This window comes from Comamonas testosteroni (assembly GCF_014076415.1).
Classification (GTDB): domain Bacteria; phylum Pseudomonadota; class Gammaproteobacteria; order Burkholderiales; family Burkholderiaceae_C; genus Comamonas; species Comamonas testosteroni_F.
Genome location: NZ_CP043568.1, coordinates 3,303,763 through 3,318,912 on the forward strand (window position 1 = coordinate 3,303,763; position 15,150 = coordinate 3,318,912).

At 55.9% G+C, this 15,150-nt stretch carries 12 protein-coding genes; 11 read left to right on the forward strand and 1 reads right to left on the reverse strand.

What is annotated here, in order from left to right; translation table 11 throughout:
• Positions 1 to 147: 147 nt before the first annotated feature.
• A complete protein-coding gene (locus F0P97_RS15175; protein WP_182283018.1) occupies positions 148 to 1,632 on the reverse strand; it encodes a hypothetical protein in 1,485 nt (494 codons plus the stop codon).
• A gap of 230 nt (positions 1,633 to 1,862) precedes the next feature.
• Here F0P97_RS15175 and F0P97_RS15180 point away from each other — a divergent pair, with 230 nt between their 5' ends.
• From F0P97_RS15180 to F0P97_RS15230, 11 genes are all read left to right on the forward strand, one after another.
• Positions 1,863 to 2,375, forward strand: coding sequence for an OmpA family protein (locus F0P97_RS15180; protein ID WP_003054534.1), 513 nt, complete (start codon positions 1,863 to 1,865; stop codon positions 2,373 to 2,375).
• A gap of 331 nt (positions 2,376 to 2,706) precedes the next feature.
• Positions 2,707 to 4,551, forward strand: coding sequence for a peptidase domain-containing ABC transporter (locus F0P97_RS15185; RefSeq protein ID WP_034400545.1), 1,845 nt, complete (start codon positions 2,707 to 2,709; stop codon positions 4,549 to 4,551).
• Positions 4,548 to 5,942 (forward strand): HlyD family type I secretion periplasmic adaptor subunit, encoded by a 1,395-nt coding sequence (locus tag F0P97_RS15190; protein WP_003054530.1) that lies wholly within the window; start codon positions 4,548 to 4,550, stop codon positions 5,940 to 5,942. Before F0P97_RS15185 ends, F0P97_RS15190 begins: the two co-directional genes overlap by 4 nt.
• Before the next feature lie 197 nt (positions 5,943 to 6,139).
• Positions 6,140 to 7,648, forward strand: a complete 1,509-nt coding sequence (locus F0P97_RS15195) for a TolC family protein (protein ID WP_232537951.1) — start codon at positions 6,140 to 6,142, stop codon at positions 7,646 to 7,648.
• Between the two features lie 89 nt (positions 7,649 to 7,737).
• Positions 7,738 to 7,923, forward strand: a complete 186-nt coding sequence (locus tag F0P97_RS15200) for a Flp family type IVb pilin (protein WP_003054527.1) — start codon at positions 7,738 to 7,740, stop codon at positions 7,921 to 7,923.
• Between the two features lie 12 nt (positions 7,924 to 7,935).
• Entirely contained in the window at positions 7,936 to 8,505 is a 570-nt protein-coding gene (locus F0P97_RS15205) for an A24 family peptidase (RefSeq protein WP_003054526.1), read from the forward strand.
• Positions 8,506 to 8,645: 140 nt separating this feature from the next.
• Positions 8,646 to 9,704: a Flp pilus assembly protein CpaB gene (gene cpaB / locus F0P97_RS15210; RefSeq protein WP_003054525.1), complete on the forward strand. Its 1,059-nt coding sequence runs from the start codon at positions 8,646 to 8,648 to the stop codon at positions 9,702 to 9,704.
• Positions 9,705 to 9,902: 198 nt separating this feature from the next.
• Positions 9,903 to 11,306, forward strand: a complete 1,404-nt coding sequence (locus F0P97_RS15215) for a type II and III secretion system protein family protein (protein ID WP_003054524.1) — start codon at positions 9,903 to 9,905, stop codon at positions 11,304 to 11,306.
• Between the two features lie 23 nt (positions 11,307 to 11,329).
• Positions 11,330 to 12,865, forward strand: coding sequence for an AAA family ATPase (locus F0P97_RS15220; RefSeq protein WP_003054523.1), 1,536 nt, complete (start codon positions 11,330 to 11,332; stop codon positions 12,863 to 12,865).
• A 7-nt stretch (positions 12,866 to 12,872) separates the two neighbouring features.
• Positions 12,873 to 14,195: a CpaF family protein gene (locus F0P97_RS15225; protein ID WP_003054522.1), complete on the forward strand. Its 1,323-nt coding sequence runs from the start codon at positions 12,873 to 12,875 to the stop codon at positions 14,193 to 14,195.
• Entirely contained in the window at positions 14,192 to 15,145 is a 954-nt protein-coding gene (locus tag F0P97_RS15230) for a type II secretion system F family protein (protein WP_003054521.1), read from the forward strand. The genes F0P97_RS15225 and F0P97_RS15230 overlap by 4 nt, the downstream gene beginning before the upstream one ends.
• Positions 15,146 to 15,150 lie beyond the last annotated feature (5 nt).

The following is a 15,150-nucleotide window of genomic DNA, read 5'->3' on the forward strand; positions in this document are numbered from 1 at the left end:
GGTCTCTTGGAAGACCTGACCTCCGTTAACGATGGTCCTTTGGGCGTACTAACCGAGCTAGTAAATGGCCTAACTACCGTGGAAGACAAGGCATTGGAGCCTGTAATCAGCACACTTAACGAGCTGATTGCTGGCCTAACCCAGGGCCTAACTGACGGAGGAAGCTTGAATAGCGACCTCATCAACAATGTGGTTGGAGATGTTCTCGGCGGCAATGGCGGTCTGCTCGGCGGCGTCCTCGGCCAGGATGGCTTGCTGGGCAATGTCGTCGGTGACAACGGTCTGCTCGGCGGTGTTCTCGGCGGCAATGACGGCTTGCTGAGCGGCGTCCTCGGCCAGGATGGCTTGCTGAGCAATGTCGTCGGCGACAACGGTCTGCTCGGCGGTGTTCTCGGTGGCAATGACGGCTTGCTCGGCGGCGTCCTCGGCCAGGATGGCTTGCTGGGCAATGTCGTCGGTGACAACGGTCTGCTCGGCGGTGTTCTCGGCGGCAATGACGGCTTGCTCGGCGGCGTCCTCGGCCAGGATGGCTTGCTGGGCAATGTCGTCGGCGACAACGGTCTGCTCGGCGGTGTTCTCGGTGGCAATGGCGGTCTGCTCGGCGGCGTCCTCGGCCAGGATGGCTTGCTGGGCCATGTCGTCGGTGACAACGGTCTGCTCGGCGGTGTTCTCGGCGGCAATGGCGGTCTGCTCGGCGGCGTCCTCGGCCAGGATGGCTTGCTGGGCAATGTCGTCGGCGACAACGGTCTGCTCGGCGGTGTTCTCGGCGGCAATGGCGGCTTGCTGAGCGGCGTCCTCGGCCAGGATGGCTTGCTGGGCAATGTCGTCGGTGACAACGGTCTGCTCGGCGGTGTTCTCGGCGGCAATGGCGGTCTGCTCGGCGGCGTCCTCGGCCAGGATGGCTTGCTGGGCAATGTCGTCGGTGACAACGGTCTGCTCGGCGGTGTTCTCGGCGGCAATGGCGGCTTGCTGAGCGGCGTCCTCGGCCAGGATGGCTTGCTGGGCAATGTCGTCGGTGACAACGGCCTGCTCGGCGGTGTTCTCGGCGGCAATGACGGCTTGCTGAGCGGCGTCCTCGGCCAGGATGGCTTGCTGGGCAATGTCGTCGGCGACAACGGTCTGCTCGGCGGTGTTCTCGGCGGCAATGACGGCTTGCTGAGCGGCGTCCTCGGCCAGGATGGCTTGCTGGGCAATGTCGTCGGTGACAACGGTCTGCTCGGCGGTGTTCTCGGTGGCAATGGCGGTCTGCTCGGCGGCGTCCTCGGCCAGGATGGTTTGCTGGGCCATGTCGTCGGTGACAACGGTCTGCTCGGCGGTGTTCTCGGCGGCAATGGCGGTCTGCTCGGCGGCGTCCTCGGCCAGGATGGTTTGCTGGGCCATGTCGTCGGTGACAACGGTCTGCTCGGCGGCAATGACGGCTTGCTGAGCGGCGTCCTCGGCCAGGATGGCTTGCTGGGCAATGTCGTCGGCGACAACGGTCTGCTCGGCGGTGTTCTCGGCGGCAATGGCGGTCTGCTCGGCGGCGTCCTCGGCCAGGATGGCTTGCTGGGCAATGTCGTCGGTGACAACGGTCTGCTCGGCGGTGTTCATGGCGGCAATGGCGGTCTGCTCGGCGGCATCCTCGGTGGCCAATCAATTGCAGTGCCCTCCATTGTCAACACAGCGATAACGGACCTGTCCTCAATAGCAACGGCTATTAATAGTCAAGCGGACACAGGCGGATATTTGACCGCAGACGTTTTGTCCCTGACACATCAACTGCAAAGCCAAGTGATTTAACACGTTTTCTGCGGCTCAGCATGCCGCATTCCCATGCCACGACTTCCCCAAAAAAGTCGTGGCATGGCTAAAGGAAAATTTTCATGCATAAAAATTACAGGCTTTGCGCCGCACTATTGCTTTCTCTCGGCTTGATAGCCTGCAGTTCAGCACCAACATCCAACAAAACGTCTCACCACTACGCGTATGGGCGCCCCACCGTTAGTACAGCAAGTGGCGTCGCACCAATAGTGGCTACCTCTCAGTCAGGCAAAAAAGGCCCCGCCAACGCCGCGCATATTGTCTATTTCGACTTTGACTCATACACCGTGCGTCCATCTGACCGGGGAATCGTCGAAAGCCATGCCCAATGGATGCGAAACAACCCAAGACAAGCGCTCATTTTGCGCGGTCATACTGACTCTCGGGGAGGCACTGAATACAACCTGGCACTGGGTCAAAAACGTTCCGAGTCAGTGCTCCAAAGCTTACAAATTCTGGGCATCGACCCTAGCAGAGTTGAAGCAATTAGCTATGGCAAAGAACGCCTCGTTGATCTAGGTAGCAGTAATGACGCCCACCAACTCAATCGACGTGTGGAGTTTGAATACCGCTAGGCGGAACCCGCACCTCTTTGCAATCGGCAGATGACCTTCACAAAGCTGCGACTCGCGCAGCCCTCTATCTGCCGTACCTAACGCTCCCGCCATATCTACAGATTGGGCTGCCTTTGCTACTTTTAGGTAGCTTTTATCGTTACCACAGTTATTAAAAGCACGAAATCCAAATACCACAAATAGAAATCGAAATCAGAAAAAATATTAAAAATAAATGAAATGAATTGATCTATGTCAATTAATAGTCTTAGTATTATTTGATACAATTGATACATTTGCTAAAGTAAATAGCAGAAAATCTAGTTTTTTAAAATTCCATACGTTAACCCTAATGATCCGATACTTACTTCCTCGTCAACTGGCATCTACTGCTAGTTATCCGGCGGATGTCAATGAGTTAGGGCCATACGCAACGGCAATCACCGACTCTTTTCGAAGCGCTTCTGTGCATTTACACAGCGCAGCATGGCTTTCTCTACCCATCAGTCTGCTAGGCCTACTTCCCTCCATTTTTTTGTTGCAGGTCTACAACCGCGTCCTTTCACGAGGAGGTACAGCCACTCTGACAGCAATGGTGGCTGGAGTCGTCTGTTTTTTGTGCCTTGAGTGGTGGCTGCGTCGCAGGCGCTCACGAGCCTTGCGCGAGGCTGGAGCCATGATTGACCGGGATGTATCTCAGGCACTAATGCAGTCAATGCTCAGGCACCCGCTGATAACGCTAGAGCAGCGCTCTGCAAGTCAGTGGCTACAGCTTTTTCGTGATGTAAGTGCCATGCGTGCAGGCATCTCCGGAGGACTCGCCACCTCCATTCTTGACCTGCCAATGGCCCTACTAGCATTGATCGTCATCAGCATCGTTGCTTGGCCAGTGCTTCCCGTCATTCTTGTCGCCATGGTTTCACTTGGAGTCCTAGCGTGGTGGTGGGCCGACGAATTACGCAGCGGACGTATCGAGGAAGTTGCTAAAGCCCGCGCACTGGATCGCAGCACCGCCGAAGTCTGCAATGCGCGCTCGACGCTCAAGGTATTGGGCTATGACACCGCTGCGAAACAGTCTTGGCAAGCTGGATATGACCACTGGCTGGCCGAAAGTTTTTGCAAAAACGGCGAGCTGGAAAATGCAAGGGAAACCAGTCATGTCCTGCTCACCTTTTTCTCCATCTCGGTCATTACCGTGGGAGCGATTGCTATCAATGCTCAATGGATGAGCATCGGCAGTCTCATGGCCGTAAACTTGCTCGCGACTAAAGCACTTGCACCCATCGCCCAGTTGGCAAGTAACTGGCGTTCCATGGCTCGAGCCAACGAGGCAGCTGAGCGCTTGCAAGCCACATTGCAAGAGCCTCTCGAAGTTCAGGGACAAACAGTGGAGTTGCCACGACCACGCGGTCACTTTCGTCTTGACCAAGTTAGCTTCCAATACCCTTCCGGCAAGTCCTCACTGGAGCAGGTTTCCCTAGAAATTGGTCCCGGTGGCATCCACGCAATTTTGGGTCGGAATGGCGCTGGTAAATCCACACTGGCTAAGCTCCTTGCGGGTCTCTATAAGCCAACTCAGGGGCGCATCTTTGTCGATGAATATGACATGGCCCAATTCCCACGTAGTGACCTCTACCAATGGATCGGCTGTCTAGCGCAGGAAGTCTACTGGTTTAGCGGGCCAATTGTGGATTGCTTGCGCATGGTCAACCCCGAAGCCGATGACAAAAACATCATCGCAGCATGCCATCTCGCTGGAGCACATAGCTTCATCAGTCGACTGCCTAATGGCTATCAGACAGTTCTTGGAGAAGGCGGCGCCGGCCTGTCCGCTGGTGAATTACGCAAGCTGGCACTTGCCCAATTGTTTCTGCGCAATCCCTCGATCCTGATTCTCGATGAGCCCAGTAACGACCTCGACTTTGAAAGTGAAACAGCGCTATTGAAAACCTTGAAGCAAATAGCACTGAAACACACCGTCATTGTAATTACACACTCCTCACGCGTAGCTTCGCTAGCGCAGCATATCTACCATGTGCGCGGCGACGGCAGTGTTGAGCATGGCTCTCCCATGCAATTGTTGCCCCATTTGTTCGGTGTCGCACAAGACATCGCACCTTATCAACCCGGAACAGCCCGCCCCGCCTCCACGTCTGGGCACAATCACGCTCAGCCGCAGGAGGTCAGTTCATCATGAAGATCTGGCACGACAGCGAGCTCCCACTGGCTTTACGCCAGTCACAGGATGTGGATTCCGACCGACACCCGAATCCAGTGTCAGCCTTGCGAACTGCAGCGGATGCAGCGCAGGCAAATGAACGAGCAGGTCTCTGGCGTCACCTGAGCCGCAAGCAAAAGCTGCTAGGAGGGGGCATTGCCGCCTTAGTCTTGTTCGGCCTTTTCTATCCTGTTGAAAACGTGGTCGTAGCCAGCGGCCAAGTCATCCCGTCTGATCGCGTCCAGACTGTCCAACACTTGGAAGGCGGTATTGTGACCAAGGTCCATGTGCGCGAAGGTCAGGCTGTAACCCGGTCTCAGCCTCTACTCGAAATAGACCTCGGTGGCTCCAGCCTCAACCTCGAGCAACTCACGGCTCGCCAGGCTACAGCAGAGGCAGTCAAAACACGCCTAACAGCCGAGAGCCAAGGCCATGTGCTGAAGGCCGAATACTTTCCTACTAGTCTTGATCCGCAAATCGTTCAAGCTGAGATTGGTGCCTTTGCCTCCCGGACCTTAGAACATCAAGGCACACAAGCCTCTGCACAAGCCCAGCTTATGCAGGCACAAGGAGATGTTGCTCAAGCTCAAGCACGCATTCAAGGCCTTGAAACAAGTCTTCGTCTTCACGAACAAGAAGCCGCCATTTCACGACAATTGGCTGCTGAGCAGCTCATCGGTCAGCTAGAAGTAATTGATAAACAGCGGGCCTTGGAGCTGGTACGTACTGATCTAGCTGCAGCGCGCCAAATCCTAGTCAGCAACCGAGCCAAAATTGAACAGGCTCAGGCCAAAAAACTGGAAACCCAAGGTGCCTTCCGCCGCCGTGCATCAGATGAACTGGCACAAACAGAGCGAGAGCTGTTAAGTCTGGCTGAAGATATCTCCCGCGCCAAGAGCCAGCGTACCCGCACTATCGTTCTTGCTCCTACCGAAGGGGTGGTCAAAGGGCTGCGCAGTTCTGGCACAGGTTGGGTCGTTAAACCCGGTGAAGCCATTCTCGAGGTTGTTCCCGTCAAAGACGAAGTCATTGTCGAAGCTCAACTCAACCCTGCAGACCGTGGCTATGTCCATACCGGTCAATCCACCAAGGTCAAAATTTCAGCCTACGACTTTCTGCGCTACGGCTATGTCAAAGGTCATGTCACGCTGGTTTCCGCAGATGCTGATCGCGACCGCAGCCAGCCTAATGCATCGTCCTACTTTCGGATTCAAGCGAGCTTGGATCAACCGTGGGTGGGCCGCACCGACAACCGCATTACAACAGGCATGCAAGCTGAGCTGGACCTGCTTCTAGGTCATGAGCCTTTTATCTGGTATCTGCTGCGCCCAATGCTGCGTATTCAGAGTGAAGCATTCCGGGAGCCATGATGACCAAGCGCATCCCTCCCACCTCAAACCGTATCACTACGAAGTCACTGCTCAGGCCAACATCTTTGACACTGCTGCTTGGTGGGCTGCATTTCATGGCGTCTACAGCTATCGCGCAGTCCATCCAATATGGCATGGCACCGGCCACGACACAGCAAGCACTCGTCGTTCGCCAGACAGCAGCATCAGGCTTGCGCATGGCCCACCAACTCAGTCCAGCCACTCTAGCTAGCGACCATGCCAGCCGCCACCTGATTGATGCTCTGCATGCGATGCTCAATGAATACCCCGATGTGCTCAAGGCTCGCGCAGCACTGGAGTCAGCTGGTCATGATGTCAATTCTGCACGCGGCGCGCGCTGGCCCACGTTCAAGGTAGGAACCTCCGGCGGAGATGCCCAGATGCGACAGGGCACTCGAGCCAGTTATACCACCGTCAATGCAGAGGTACGCATGAGTCTGCTCGACGGTGGAGCAATTGGTGCAGGCATACGCTCTGCAGAGTCCTCGGAAGCCGCACAAAGCAGCGCACTCTATGCAACTCGGCAGAACGTGCTACTCGACGCACTGACAGCCATGCAGGAACTTCAGCGCTTTGGTAGCAAAGCTACTATTGCCGCAGAGTCCGCACGCATCATCGGCCAGCTAGCCCGACTTGAAGAGCGGCGTGCAGAACTAGGTGCCGTGGGCCGCAACGACTTGCGCCAAGCCTCTTCGCGCCAAGCCAGCGCACTGGCGCAGCAGCAAGCGCTCGAATCCCAGCGCCTGGATGCCCAGGCACGCTTTACCCGCTATTTCGGCTTCACCCCTGAAAGTGGCTGGCTACCGCAACTTCATGTTCCTCTGCAATGGATGCCTGCCAATGAGAGCGGTGCACTGCAAGCTGCAGAAAACAACAGCACGGAGCTTCAGGAGATTGAGCAACAGATTGCGCGCGCTACGGCCGAAGTCGAGCGTAGCAAGGCTCAACGTTATCCAACTCTAGCGGCTGTCGTGACGCATAACCGCGACCCTAAGGGCGTGCTTTACGCCGACGGGACACGCTATGGCGTGGAGCTGAACTGGAACTTCGGCAACGGCTTTGAACTACGCGACCGCATTCTGAAGGCTATTAATGAATTGCAGGCTCAAGAGGCTCAGCAGGAGGCGGTTCGCCGCCAGGTTCGGGAAACCACATCTGCCACATGGGGTCGCACTCTGACAGGCAGGCAACGCGAAGTCCAGCTCGCTGGAGCCGTACGCGAAGCACGCGCAGCCTTTGAAGGCCGTCGCCGTCTGCTTGAAGCTGGTCGCGGCAGTCTCTCTCAAGTGCTTGACGCCCAACTCGACATGCAACGCCTCATGCTTGAGGAGGCTGATGCTATTTATGACCAGCGCATCAATGAGCTGCGCCTAGTGCGTGCCACTGGCAAGCTGCTGCCCTCCCCTATGCCCAATCAATGGCTGGGCCTGCTGTTTGCACAGCAAAGCCAAACACCTGCCCCCTCGACCAGCCAAGGCTCAGCCATCGCATCTAAAGCGAGGCTCGAGCTATCTCCCAAATCACCGGCGATGACCACGGTAAGCACAGACAAAGATTTGAACTCTGCAACTGCGCGCACTGTGCCAACCGCACAGCACATACGACTGAGGCTGGAGCCTCGTCTAGCCACCGAGCAATTGTCCCGACCCCAAAACCAGATTAAGACGACCACCGCCCAGTGGTAGCGGCCAAGCTTTTTTTACGCAGTGGTCGGCGCTTGCCCATAGCCGACCATTGGATTTTTTATGGGCTTTTTTACTAACTGGAAATCATCATGACCAACTTCATCAAGACCTTCTGCAAAGATGAAAAAGGCGCTACTGCTATCGAATATGGACTGATTGCGGGTTTGGTTGCCGTCGGCATCATCTTTGCGCTGACTAGTTTAGGCACAGAGCTTTCGGCTCTTTTTGATCGTGTATCGGAAAAGCTCAAGGGAGCTACTGGTACCAAGCCCTAAACATCTTTCAAGATGACAAACCTCAGTCCCATCCTGTTGCTATGGCTTGTTGTCATAGTGGTAATGGATTTACGCATCCGCAAAGTGCGCAACTGGATGGTGCTGCTTGGCCTAATTGCAGGTCTGGCAGTGCTGTTCAGCAGCAAACAACCTTTTCAGGTTTCTGTCTGGAATGGACTGGTCGGTATGTGTTTGGCCTTTGTCGCCTTGATGCCGTTTTATGCACTGCGCTGGATGGGAGCCGGGGATGTCAAATTTGCCGCCGTCATCGGCCTGTGGTTTGGTTTTTCTCACCATCTACTGGTTATCTGGCTAGGAGGCAGTCTACTGGCAGGCCTGCATGGCCTGCTGGTACTAGCCTGGCATAGCGTGTGGCGCAGTCCTTATACCGACTGGATGCTGGCATGGTTGCCTAGTCGTCTGGCCACGGCGCTTGCATCTGCTGCATCTGCGCAGCCACTGGCCGGCCCTCCTATCACGAGCGGTGAACACCGCATACCACTCTGCATTCCCTATGCGGGCTATATGGCCATCGTCGCCATCTGGGTGGTGATACATACCGAGCCGCCATTGGCGACTTAGACCTTACCTCTAAACACAGGCACCACGATCACCAACGGGTGCTTTGCCATCGTCACGCTCACAGCCTCCAGGCTTGCGTGCCCGTTGCAAAGCGTCTGCTTCAAGCATTTTCACAATTAAAAATCAAGGGAATACAAGCAATGAACCTCACCAAGATTCTTGCCGGCCTGCTGGTTGTGCTCGCTATCGCCTTAGCCATCATGGCCTGGATCATGGGGCGCCAACCCCAGCGCGCCGTGGCTCCTGCACCCTCATCAATCAATGCTATTGACACAAATATCAGCGCCGAGGCATCCAAACCACGACCAGCCCCCATGCATGATGTAGTGGTAACAGCAAAGCCCGTTGCCGCAGGTCAGAAGCTCACTGCAGAAGATCTGAAGCTAGTGTCTAAGACTGCTGCCGTGGCTGACGGCGTGCTCTCCGCCGAGGCTGCCGTAGGCCGCACCACACTCACCGCACTGGCGGCTGATGCACCACTACTGGAACAGCAATTAATCAGTGGCCTATCCCTTCAAATCGAACCCGGCCAGCGCGCGCTCTCGATTGCCGTCAAGGAACCCATGGCCGCAGGTAACCATGTACGTCCCGGCGATTTTGTCGATGTGTACTTCACATTGGACAGCAAGAGTAATGCTGCCGATGACAAGCTCAATGTTGATACCCAGACCCGCCTGCTATTGGCTCGTAGTCGTGTGCTGGCTTATGGCGCCAGCAACGTGGAAGTACCTCCACCCACAGCGGCCCAGCGCCTCAAGGCGCAGCAGGAAGAAGAAGCCGGAAACAAAGGCCAGCGCCGAAATACCGGCAACGACCAACGCTCTCAGCAGTCCGCAAACACCGCCGTGCTGGCCGTGCCGCTGGACGATGTGGAGCGCCTTACGCTTGCCGAGAAATACGGCCAACTCACTCTGGCCCTGCGTCACCCCGATGACTTATCCGTGCCCGAGGCTGCGCTGTTTGCCACTCTACCCACCGCTTTGCTGCCCGTGGCCGGTCGACTGGCTAAGGGCGAGACCTTGAAGGGCGCAGATCGCTCATTTGCGGGTCTGCGCTTCAAGGATTTGGCCACCGGTGCTGCTGCCAGAAATACCTCCCAAAGTAGCGCGCCTGCAGCGCCGCGTAACCAGCTCCAAGCTCCACGACAACAGACCGTACAGGTCCATCAGGGTGCAGCCATGCAGACGCTGAGCTACTAAAACAGCCCTACGCATGAATAAGAAAGATAGCCAAATATTCATAAAAAGCCGAGCTTGCCGGCAAATGACGTCGCAATAAAAAGTTTTGACGTCGTTATCGATAAGCGAACAGAACAATTTCTAACCCTGAATGCAAAAGGCATTTTCCGCTCTGTGCGCTAAGGACACCGCTTGCAACGCCAAAGAGAGAGAAAGAACATGACCCGCCCCCCTTGCTTTACCGCACTCGGCCTTGCCAGCAGCGCTATTCTGTCCACCTTTGCAACATCAGCCATGGCACAGACCGCTGCGGCGGACAATGTCCGCGCTGGCGTGGTCTCTGTGGCTACACCCACTGGTGCAGCTTCCCCACTACCTCTGACTATGGGTAGCCAGCACGTGCTGCTGCCTGCCATGCCTTTGGCCCGCCTAGCCGTCGGTGATCCTAATGTGCTCGATGTCAAGGTGTTGCGCTCGACAGGCAACTCTTCTGCGCCAGAGTTGCTGCTAACGCCCAAGGCACCTGGCAGCACGACCTTATCCATCTGGTCCACACGCGGTCTGTCGCAAAGCTGGCAGGTAGAGGTCAGCAGTCCCAGTCTTCTCCTGAAAAAGAACCTTGACTCCGTTCATGACCATGCGCTGGAGCTCGCTAGTCTTCGCCTCAAAGCGGCAAAGGATACGGCGCTGCTCGACCGCTCACAGATCTCCGTGCGCAGCAACACTGTGCAGGTTGATGTGCAAGTAGTGGAGTTCAAAAAGACGGCGCTTAAGCGCGCAGGTATCAACTTGTTCAGCGGAGGCTCCAACAATCATGGTTTCAGCTTTGGGATGTATACACCCGGCGCCAGCAGTTCTTCAGGATCGGGGAGTAGCTCTGGAGGTTCAGGTGATGGAGGTGCCTCTGGAGGCTCCACTGCGCTTTCTAGCGCCATGAATCTAGTGCTGGGGTTTAGCAAGGCGTTTAGCGGTGCCGGCATCAGCGCCCAGTTGGGTTTTCTCGAAGGCAATGGTCTGGCCCGTGTACTGGCCAAGCCCACTTTGGTCGCGCATACCGGCCAGAGCGCCAGTTTTCTAGCTGGCGGCGAAATCCCCATTCCCGTCCCCAGCACTAGCAGCAACAATATTTCCATCCGCTACAAGGAGTTTGGCGTCAAGCTACAGCTGACCCCGACAGTTCTGTCCAACGAGCGAATTGCCCTCAAGGTCGCCCCCGAGGCCAGCGACCTGGATTACACCAGCGGCGTGACCATTGCTGGAGTGGCCGTGCCCGCCATCGCCACGCGCCGCGCCGACACCATGGTAGAGCTTGCCGATGGCGAAAGCTTTGTGATCGGCGGCTTGGTCAGCCGGTCCACCAGCTCCAGCGTCAATAAAGTACCTCTACTGGGCGACCTGCCTATTCTGGGTCCATTTTTCAAGAACCTGAACTATTCGCAGGACGAAAAAGAGCTGGTCATCATCGTCACTCCGCGGTTGGTGCAGCCTCTACCGGTTCAGACCGATCTGGAAGCCCTACTACCTGGCGGCCGCTCCGAACAGCGCAATGCCAACCAAGTCTGGGGACCCTACCTGAGTGGCGCCTTGCATACCAATGTCGCTCTGCCTGGTTTCTCCAATTAATTGGATCTGAGCATCAGCCCTACATGAATACTCAGCCCCCTATCCCGAACAGGCAGCCTGCAGCCTCGCATGAGAGAGTAGCAGGCCTGCCACCACTGGACACGCCTGCCACACTGGAAGCCTTGCTCTCACTGCGTCCGACAACATCCAGAGAAGTCCCTTTTCCCGTAGAACCGGTCGATATGCAGAGGCAAACTCGGACCGGGTTACTTCCTGATGTAGAGAGCACGAATCAAGTTACCTTGGATGATGTCATCCCAGCAGTTCTGCAGACTTTCACCGATGCACAAACTCACTTCCTGTTTATCCACGCAGGAACGACAGAGAGTGCCCTGGTCAACATTTGGCTACAGAGCGTTCTGGGTAGTGACAACCTACACGCGACAAGCTTTGTGGAAAACGCACTCGAGCAGCTGATGCAGCTGATGCCGCATATGGTGCTGGTAGATTTCGAGTCCACGTCCACAGAAGCAGCCTCAGAGTTGGTTGTGCAAATGCGCGGCCAACTACCGCAAGTGCTCATAGTGGCTGTTGGGCGAAGCCGCGATCCTCAATGCATGCTCGCGGCCTTGCGGGCCGGCGTACAAGATTTTCTCGATGTCGATGGCTCTATTCAGTCTGCTCAGCAAACGATGAAGGATTTGCTGCGGCGCAGTAGCTCCATACAGAGCAGTGTTTCCTGCGCCCCTTTGTCAGTCATTCTTTCCGCACGTGCCGGCCTAGGAGCCAGCCTCCTGGCATCACACCTAGCATGCTATCTACAGCAGTACCTGCGCATGCACTCTGCGGAAAGTTCTCCCTCAACTGCGACCTATGAGACTGCGAAACTGGATGGTCTTTTGATTGACCTGGGGCATCCCAGTGGCGATTGCTCCTTATACCTAAATACTCCTAGCGAGTTTGATTTCATGCAGGCTCTCGGCAATCTGCACCGCTTTGACCGTCGTCTCGCGTCCTCGGGGCTTAGTCGCCATATCAACGGACTTCGCTTGTTGTCGTTACCTCGCAAGACGGATATTCCAAGTGACACATCACGCTCCGACACGGAGGGACTGCTGCAACGCTTGCGTCAGTTTTTCCGCCATGTGGTGGTAGACCTGGGTGCCTCGTCACCAGCACTATGGACTAGTGATGTGATGCGCCATGCCAGCAATATATGGGTGTTGTGTGACCAGAGCGTGCCTAGCGTGGTCTCTACAACCGAAATGTTGCAACAACTAAGCGCACAGAAGATCGCCTCCGAGAAGTTGCAACTAATTGTCAGCCGCTATGACAGTCAGCTAGAGCTGAATGCTCAGCAGATCGCGCAACAACTGGATCTCCCCTTACTGGCCGTCATTCCCGAATGTCGCAGGGAGCTAGCTCATGCTGTTAATCAAGGTCAGCTTCTGAGCAGCGAACAACGACGAGACCCTTATGTGCAGGCTGTCACCAAGCTTAGTACCAGCTTGCTATCAGCTCACCATCCGGGAGTTGCAGTTGGACCCGAATCTGCAAGCTCCGCATCCATGTCAGCCAGACTGCTGACCCCTCTCATTCAACGCCTCAGAAGAAGCTGAACGCATCATGAAGACTTCAGTTTATGCCTCCTCGACAGAGAGCTCGAGCAGTGAATTCGAGCGCAGTGCGCTGTATGCAGAGCTAAAAAATAGCACTTATGAACATCTGCTCAATCGCATTGAAGAACTAGGTGCCGAGTTCGGCCGCTGGTCACAAGCCGCCATTGCACAGTTTGTGCTGATGGAGCTCGATAGTTTTATCCGCTTGCATTCTGTGCCAGTGAACGAGCAGGAAGCATTGCTCGTGGCCAGATCACTTACCAGAGAGCTCACAGGTCTGGGACCGCTACAGCCGCTGCTGGAAGATGCACATGTCGAAGATATCTTGATCAATGGCTACCGCAACATCTATGTCTCGCGCGGCGGCATGCTGCAGCGCGAAGACCTGCACTTCAAGGACGATGAACATGTGCTTCGCATTGTGCGGCGCATTCTTGCTCCACTTGGTCGACGACTGGACGAGTCCAGCCCCATGGTGGATGCCCGTCTGCCCGACGGGGGGCGTATTAATGTCATCATTGCTCCCCTGTCTATCGACGGACCTTCCGTCTCCATCCGCAAGTTCCGCAAGGATCCACTGACCCCCGCAGAACTAGTTTCGCTGGGGACCTTTAACAGTGACATCTGCCGCATCTTAGAGATGGCCGTGCAGGCACGCTGCAACATTCTTGTCAGCGGTGGGACCAGCTCGGGTAAAACTTCGCTACTTAATGCTCTGGCAAGCTTCATCCCCAGCAGCGAACGCATCGTATCGATCGAGGACACGGCCGAACTATCACTAAATCATAGTCATGTGGTCAGATTGGAAAGTCGGCCCGGCGGCTTTGAAAGCTTAGGACAGGTCAGCATTCGCGATCTGCTGCGCAACAGCCTGCGCATGCGTCCTGACCGCATCATCGTGGGCGAAGTACGCAGTGGTGAAGTCCTGGATCTACTCCAAGCCATGAACACCGGACACGATGGGTCGATGGGCACCATTCACGCCAGTTCACCACGCGAATGTCTGTATCGCGCTGAAATGCTGGCCGGATTTGCCGGCTTTCAGGGTAGCGAAATCAGCCTGCGCCGCCAGATTGCAAACGCAGTGGACTTTGTAGTTCAAATCGGTCGACTCTCGAATGGCCGCCGACGGCTGATCTCACTTACCGAAGTAACCGGCATGACAGACAACATGATTTCCATGCAGGAACTGTACCGCTACGAACCGCAGGTGACTGCTGACGGCCAAGAGATTGACAACTGGGTCTCAATGGGAATTTCTCCACACTCCCCCAAGCTGCTGAACTGGTGGCGTATGCAACAGCAAGCGGGCAATGGAGGTACAAGATGAGCCCGGCCACATTACTTCTGCTCGGCCTTGCCTGCCTACTGCTATCTTTTGCACTCTGGCTATGGGCACGTATGCAAAACAAAGCGCATACCCAATCAGTGCAAAGCCATCTGCAACGCAGCTTGGAAACACAGCGTCCACGCAATGCAGCATTCGATGGCCTGCCCGGAACACAGGCTACATACCAGCCTTTGTCCACTTCTGAACAACGCCCGCTAACTCAATGGCTGGAGCGTCACCTGAATCTGGATGCTTGGGACATAACACCCCGTACGCTGGCTCTGCTGACTGCTTTCGGCTTGTTGCTGGCCCTGCTCGCGGCTCTCAAAGGTGGCTTGCTGCTGGGCCTGATAGCAATGTCAATCTATGGCCTAGTGTGCAGCTTTGGCCTCTGGCGCCGCCTGAGCAAGCGCCGCGAACAGCTTCTACAACAGTTGCCCAGCTTTCTGGACAACATGGTGCGCCTCATAACTATCGGAAACTCGCCCCACGCAGCTTTTCAGCTAGCCGTGGTCAATGTACCAGCTCCGCTTGGAGACGCGCTGCAGCAAGCTTCAGCCTCATTGAGAGCATCACCAGACTTAGGACATGCAATGGGTCTGCTCGAGCGTAGCTGGCGTCTGTCCGAATTCGGTTTGCTTGCCGCCGTGTTTCGTATGAGCACCCGCTACGGCGGAAGGGCCGATCAGGTTTTGGAGCGTGTATCGGCCTATATCCGCGACCGACAGTCGGCCGAGCGTGAGCTTCACGCCCTGTCGGCTGAAGTTCGTCTCTCAGCCTGGATACTGGCTCTACTTCCCGTTGCCGTTGGCGGGCTAATCATGATACTTAACCAAGGCTATTTCATGACCATGTGGCAGGACGAAACTGGTCGCAAGATGGTATTGGGAGCTGCGGGCCTGGAAGCTCTGGGCTCTTTTTTTCTTTACCGCTTGGCACGGCTTAAATAAGAAAC

Excerpts from the sequence above, each read along its gene's own strand:
- F0P97_RS15200 (WP_003054527.1), top strand. The coding sequence starts at position 7,738 with ATGACCAACTTCATCAAGACCTTCTGCAAAGATGAAAAAGGCGCTACT.
- F0P97_RS15195 (WP_232537951.1), top strand. The coding sequence starts at position 6,140 with ATGGCCCACCAACTCAGTCCAGCCACTCTAGCTAGCGACCATGCCAGC.
- F0P97_RS15190 (WP_003054530.1), top strand. The coding sequence starts at position 4,548 with ATGAAGATCTGGCACGACAGCGAGCTCCCACTGGCTTTACGCCAGTCA.
- cpaB (WP_003054525.1), top strand. The coding sequence starts at position 8,646 with ATGAACCTCACCAAGATTCTTGCCGGCCTGCTGGTTGTGCTCGCTATC.
- F0P97_RS15230 (WP_003054521.1), top strand. The coding sequence starts at position 14,192 with ATGAGCCCGGCCACATTACTTCTGCTCGGCCTTGCCTGCCTACTGCTA.
- F0P97_RS15225 (WP_003054522.1), top strand. The coding sequence starts at position 12,873 with ATGAAGACTTCAGTTTATGCCTCCTCGACAGAGAGCTCGAGCAGTGAA.
- F0P97_RS15215 (WP_003054524.1), top strand. The coding sequence starts at position 9,903 with ATGACCCGCCCCCCTTGCTTTACCGCACTCGGCCTTGCCAGCAGCGCT.
- F0P97_RS15185 (WP_034400545.1), top strand. The coding sequence starts at position 2,707 with ATGATCCGATACTTACTTCCTCGTCAACTGGCATCTACTGCTAGTTAT.
- F0P97_RS15205 (WP_003054526.1), top strand. The coding sequence starts at position 7,936 with ATGACAAACCTCAGTCCCATCCTGTTGCTATGGCTTGTTGTCATAGTG.
- F0P97_RS15180 (WP_003054534.1), top strand. The coding sequence starts at position 1,863 with ATGCATAAAAATTACAGGCTTTGCGCCGCACTATTGCTTTCTCTCGGC.
- F0P97_RS15220 (WP_003054523.1), top strand. The coding sequence starts at position 11,330 with ATGAATACTCAGCCCCCTATCCCGAACAGGCAGCCTGCAGCCTCGCAT.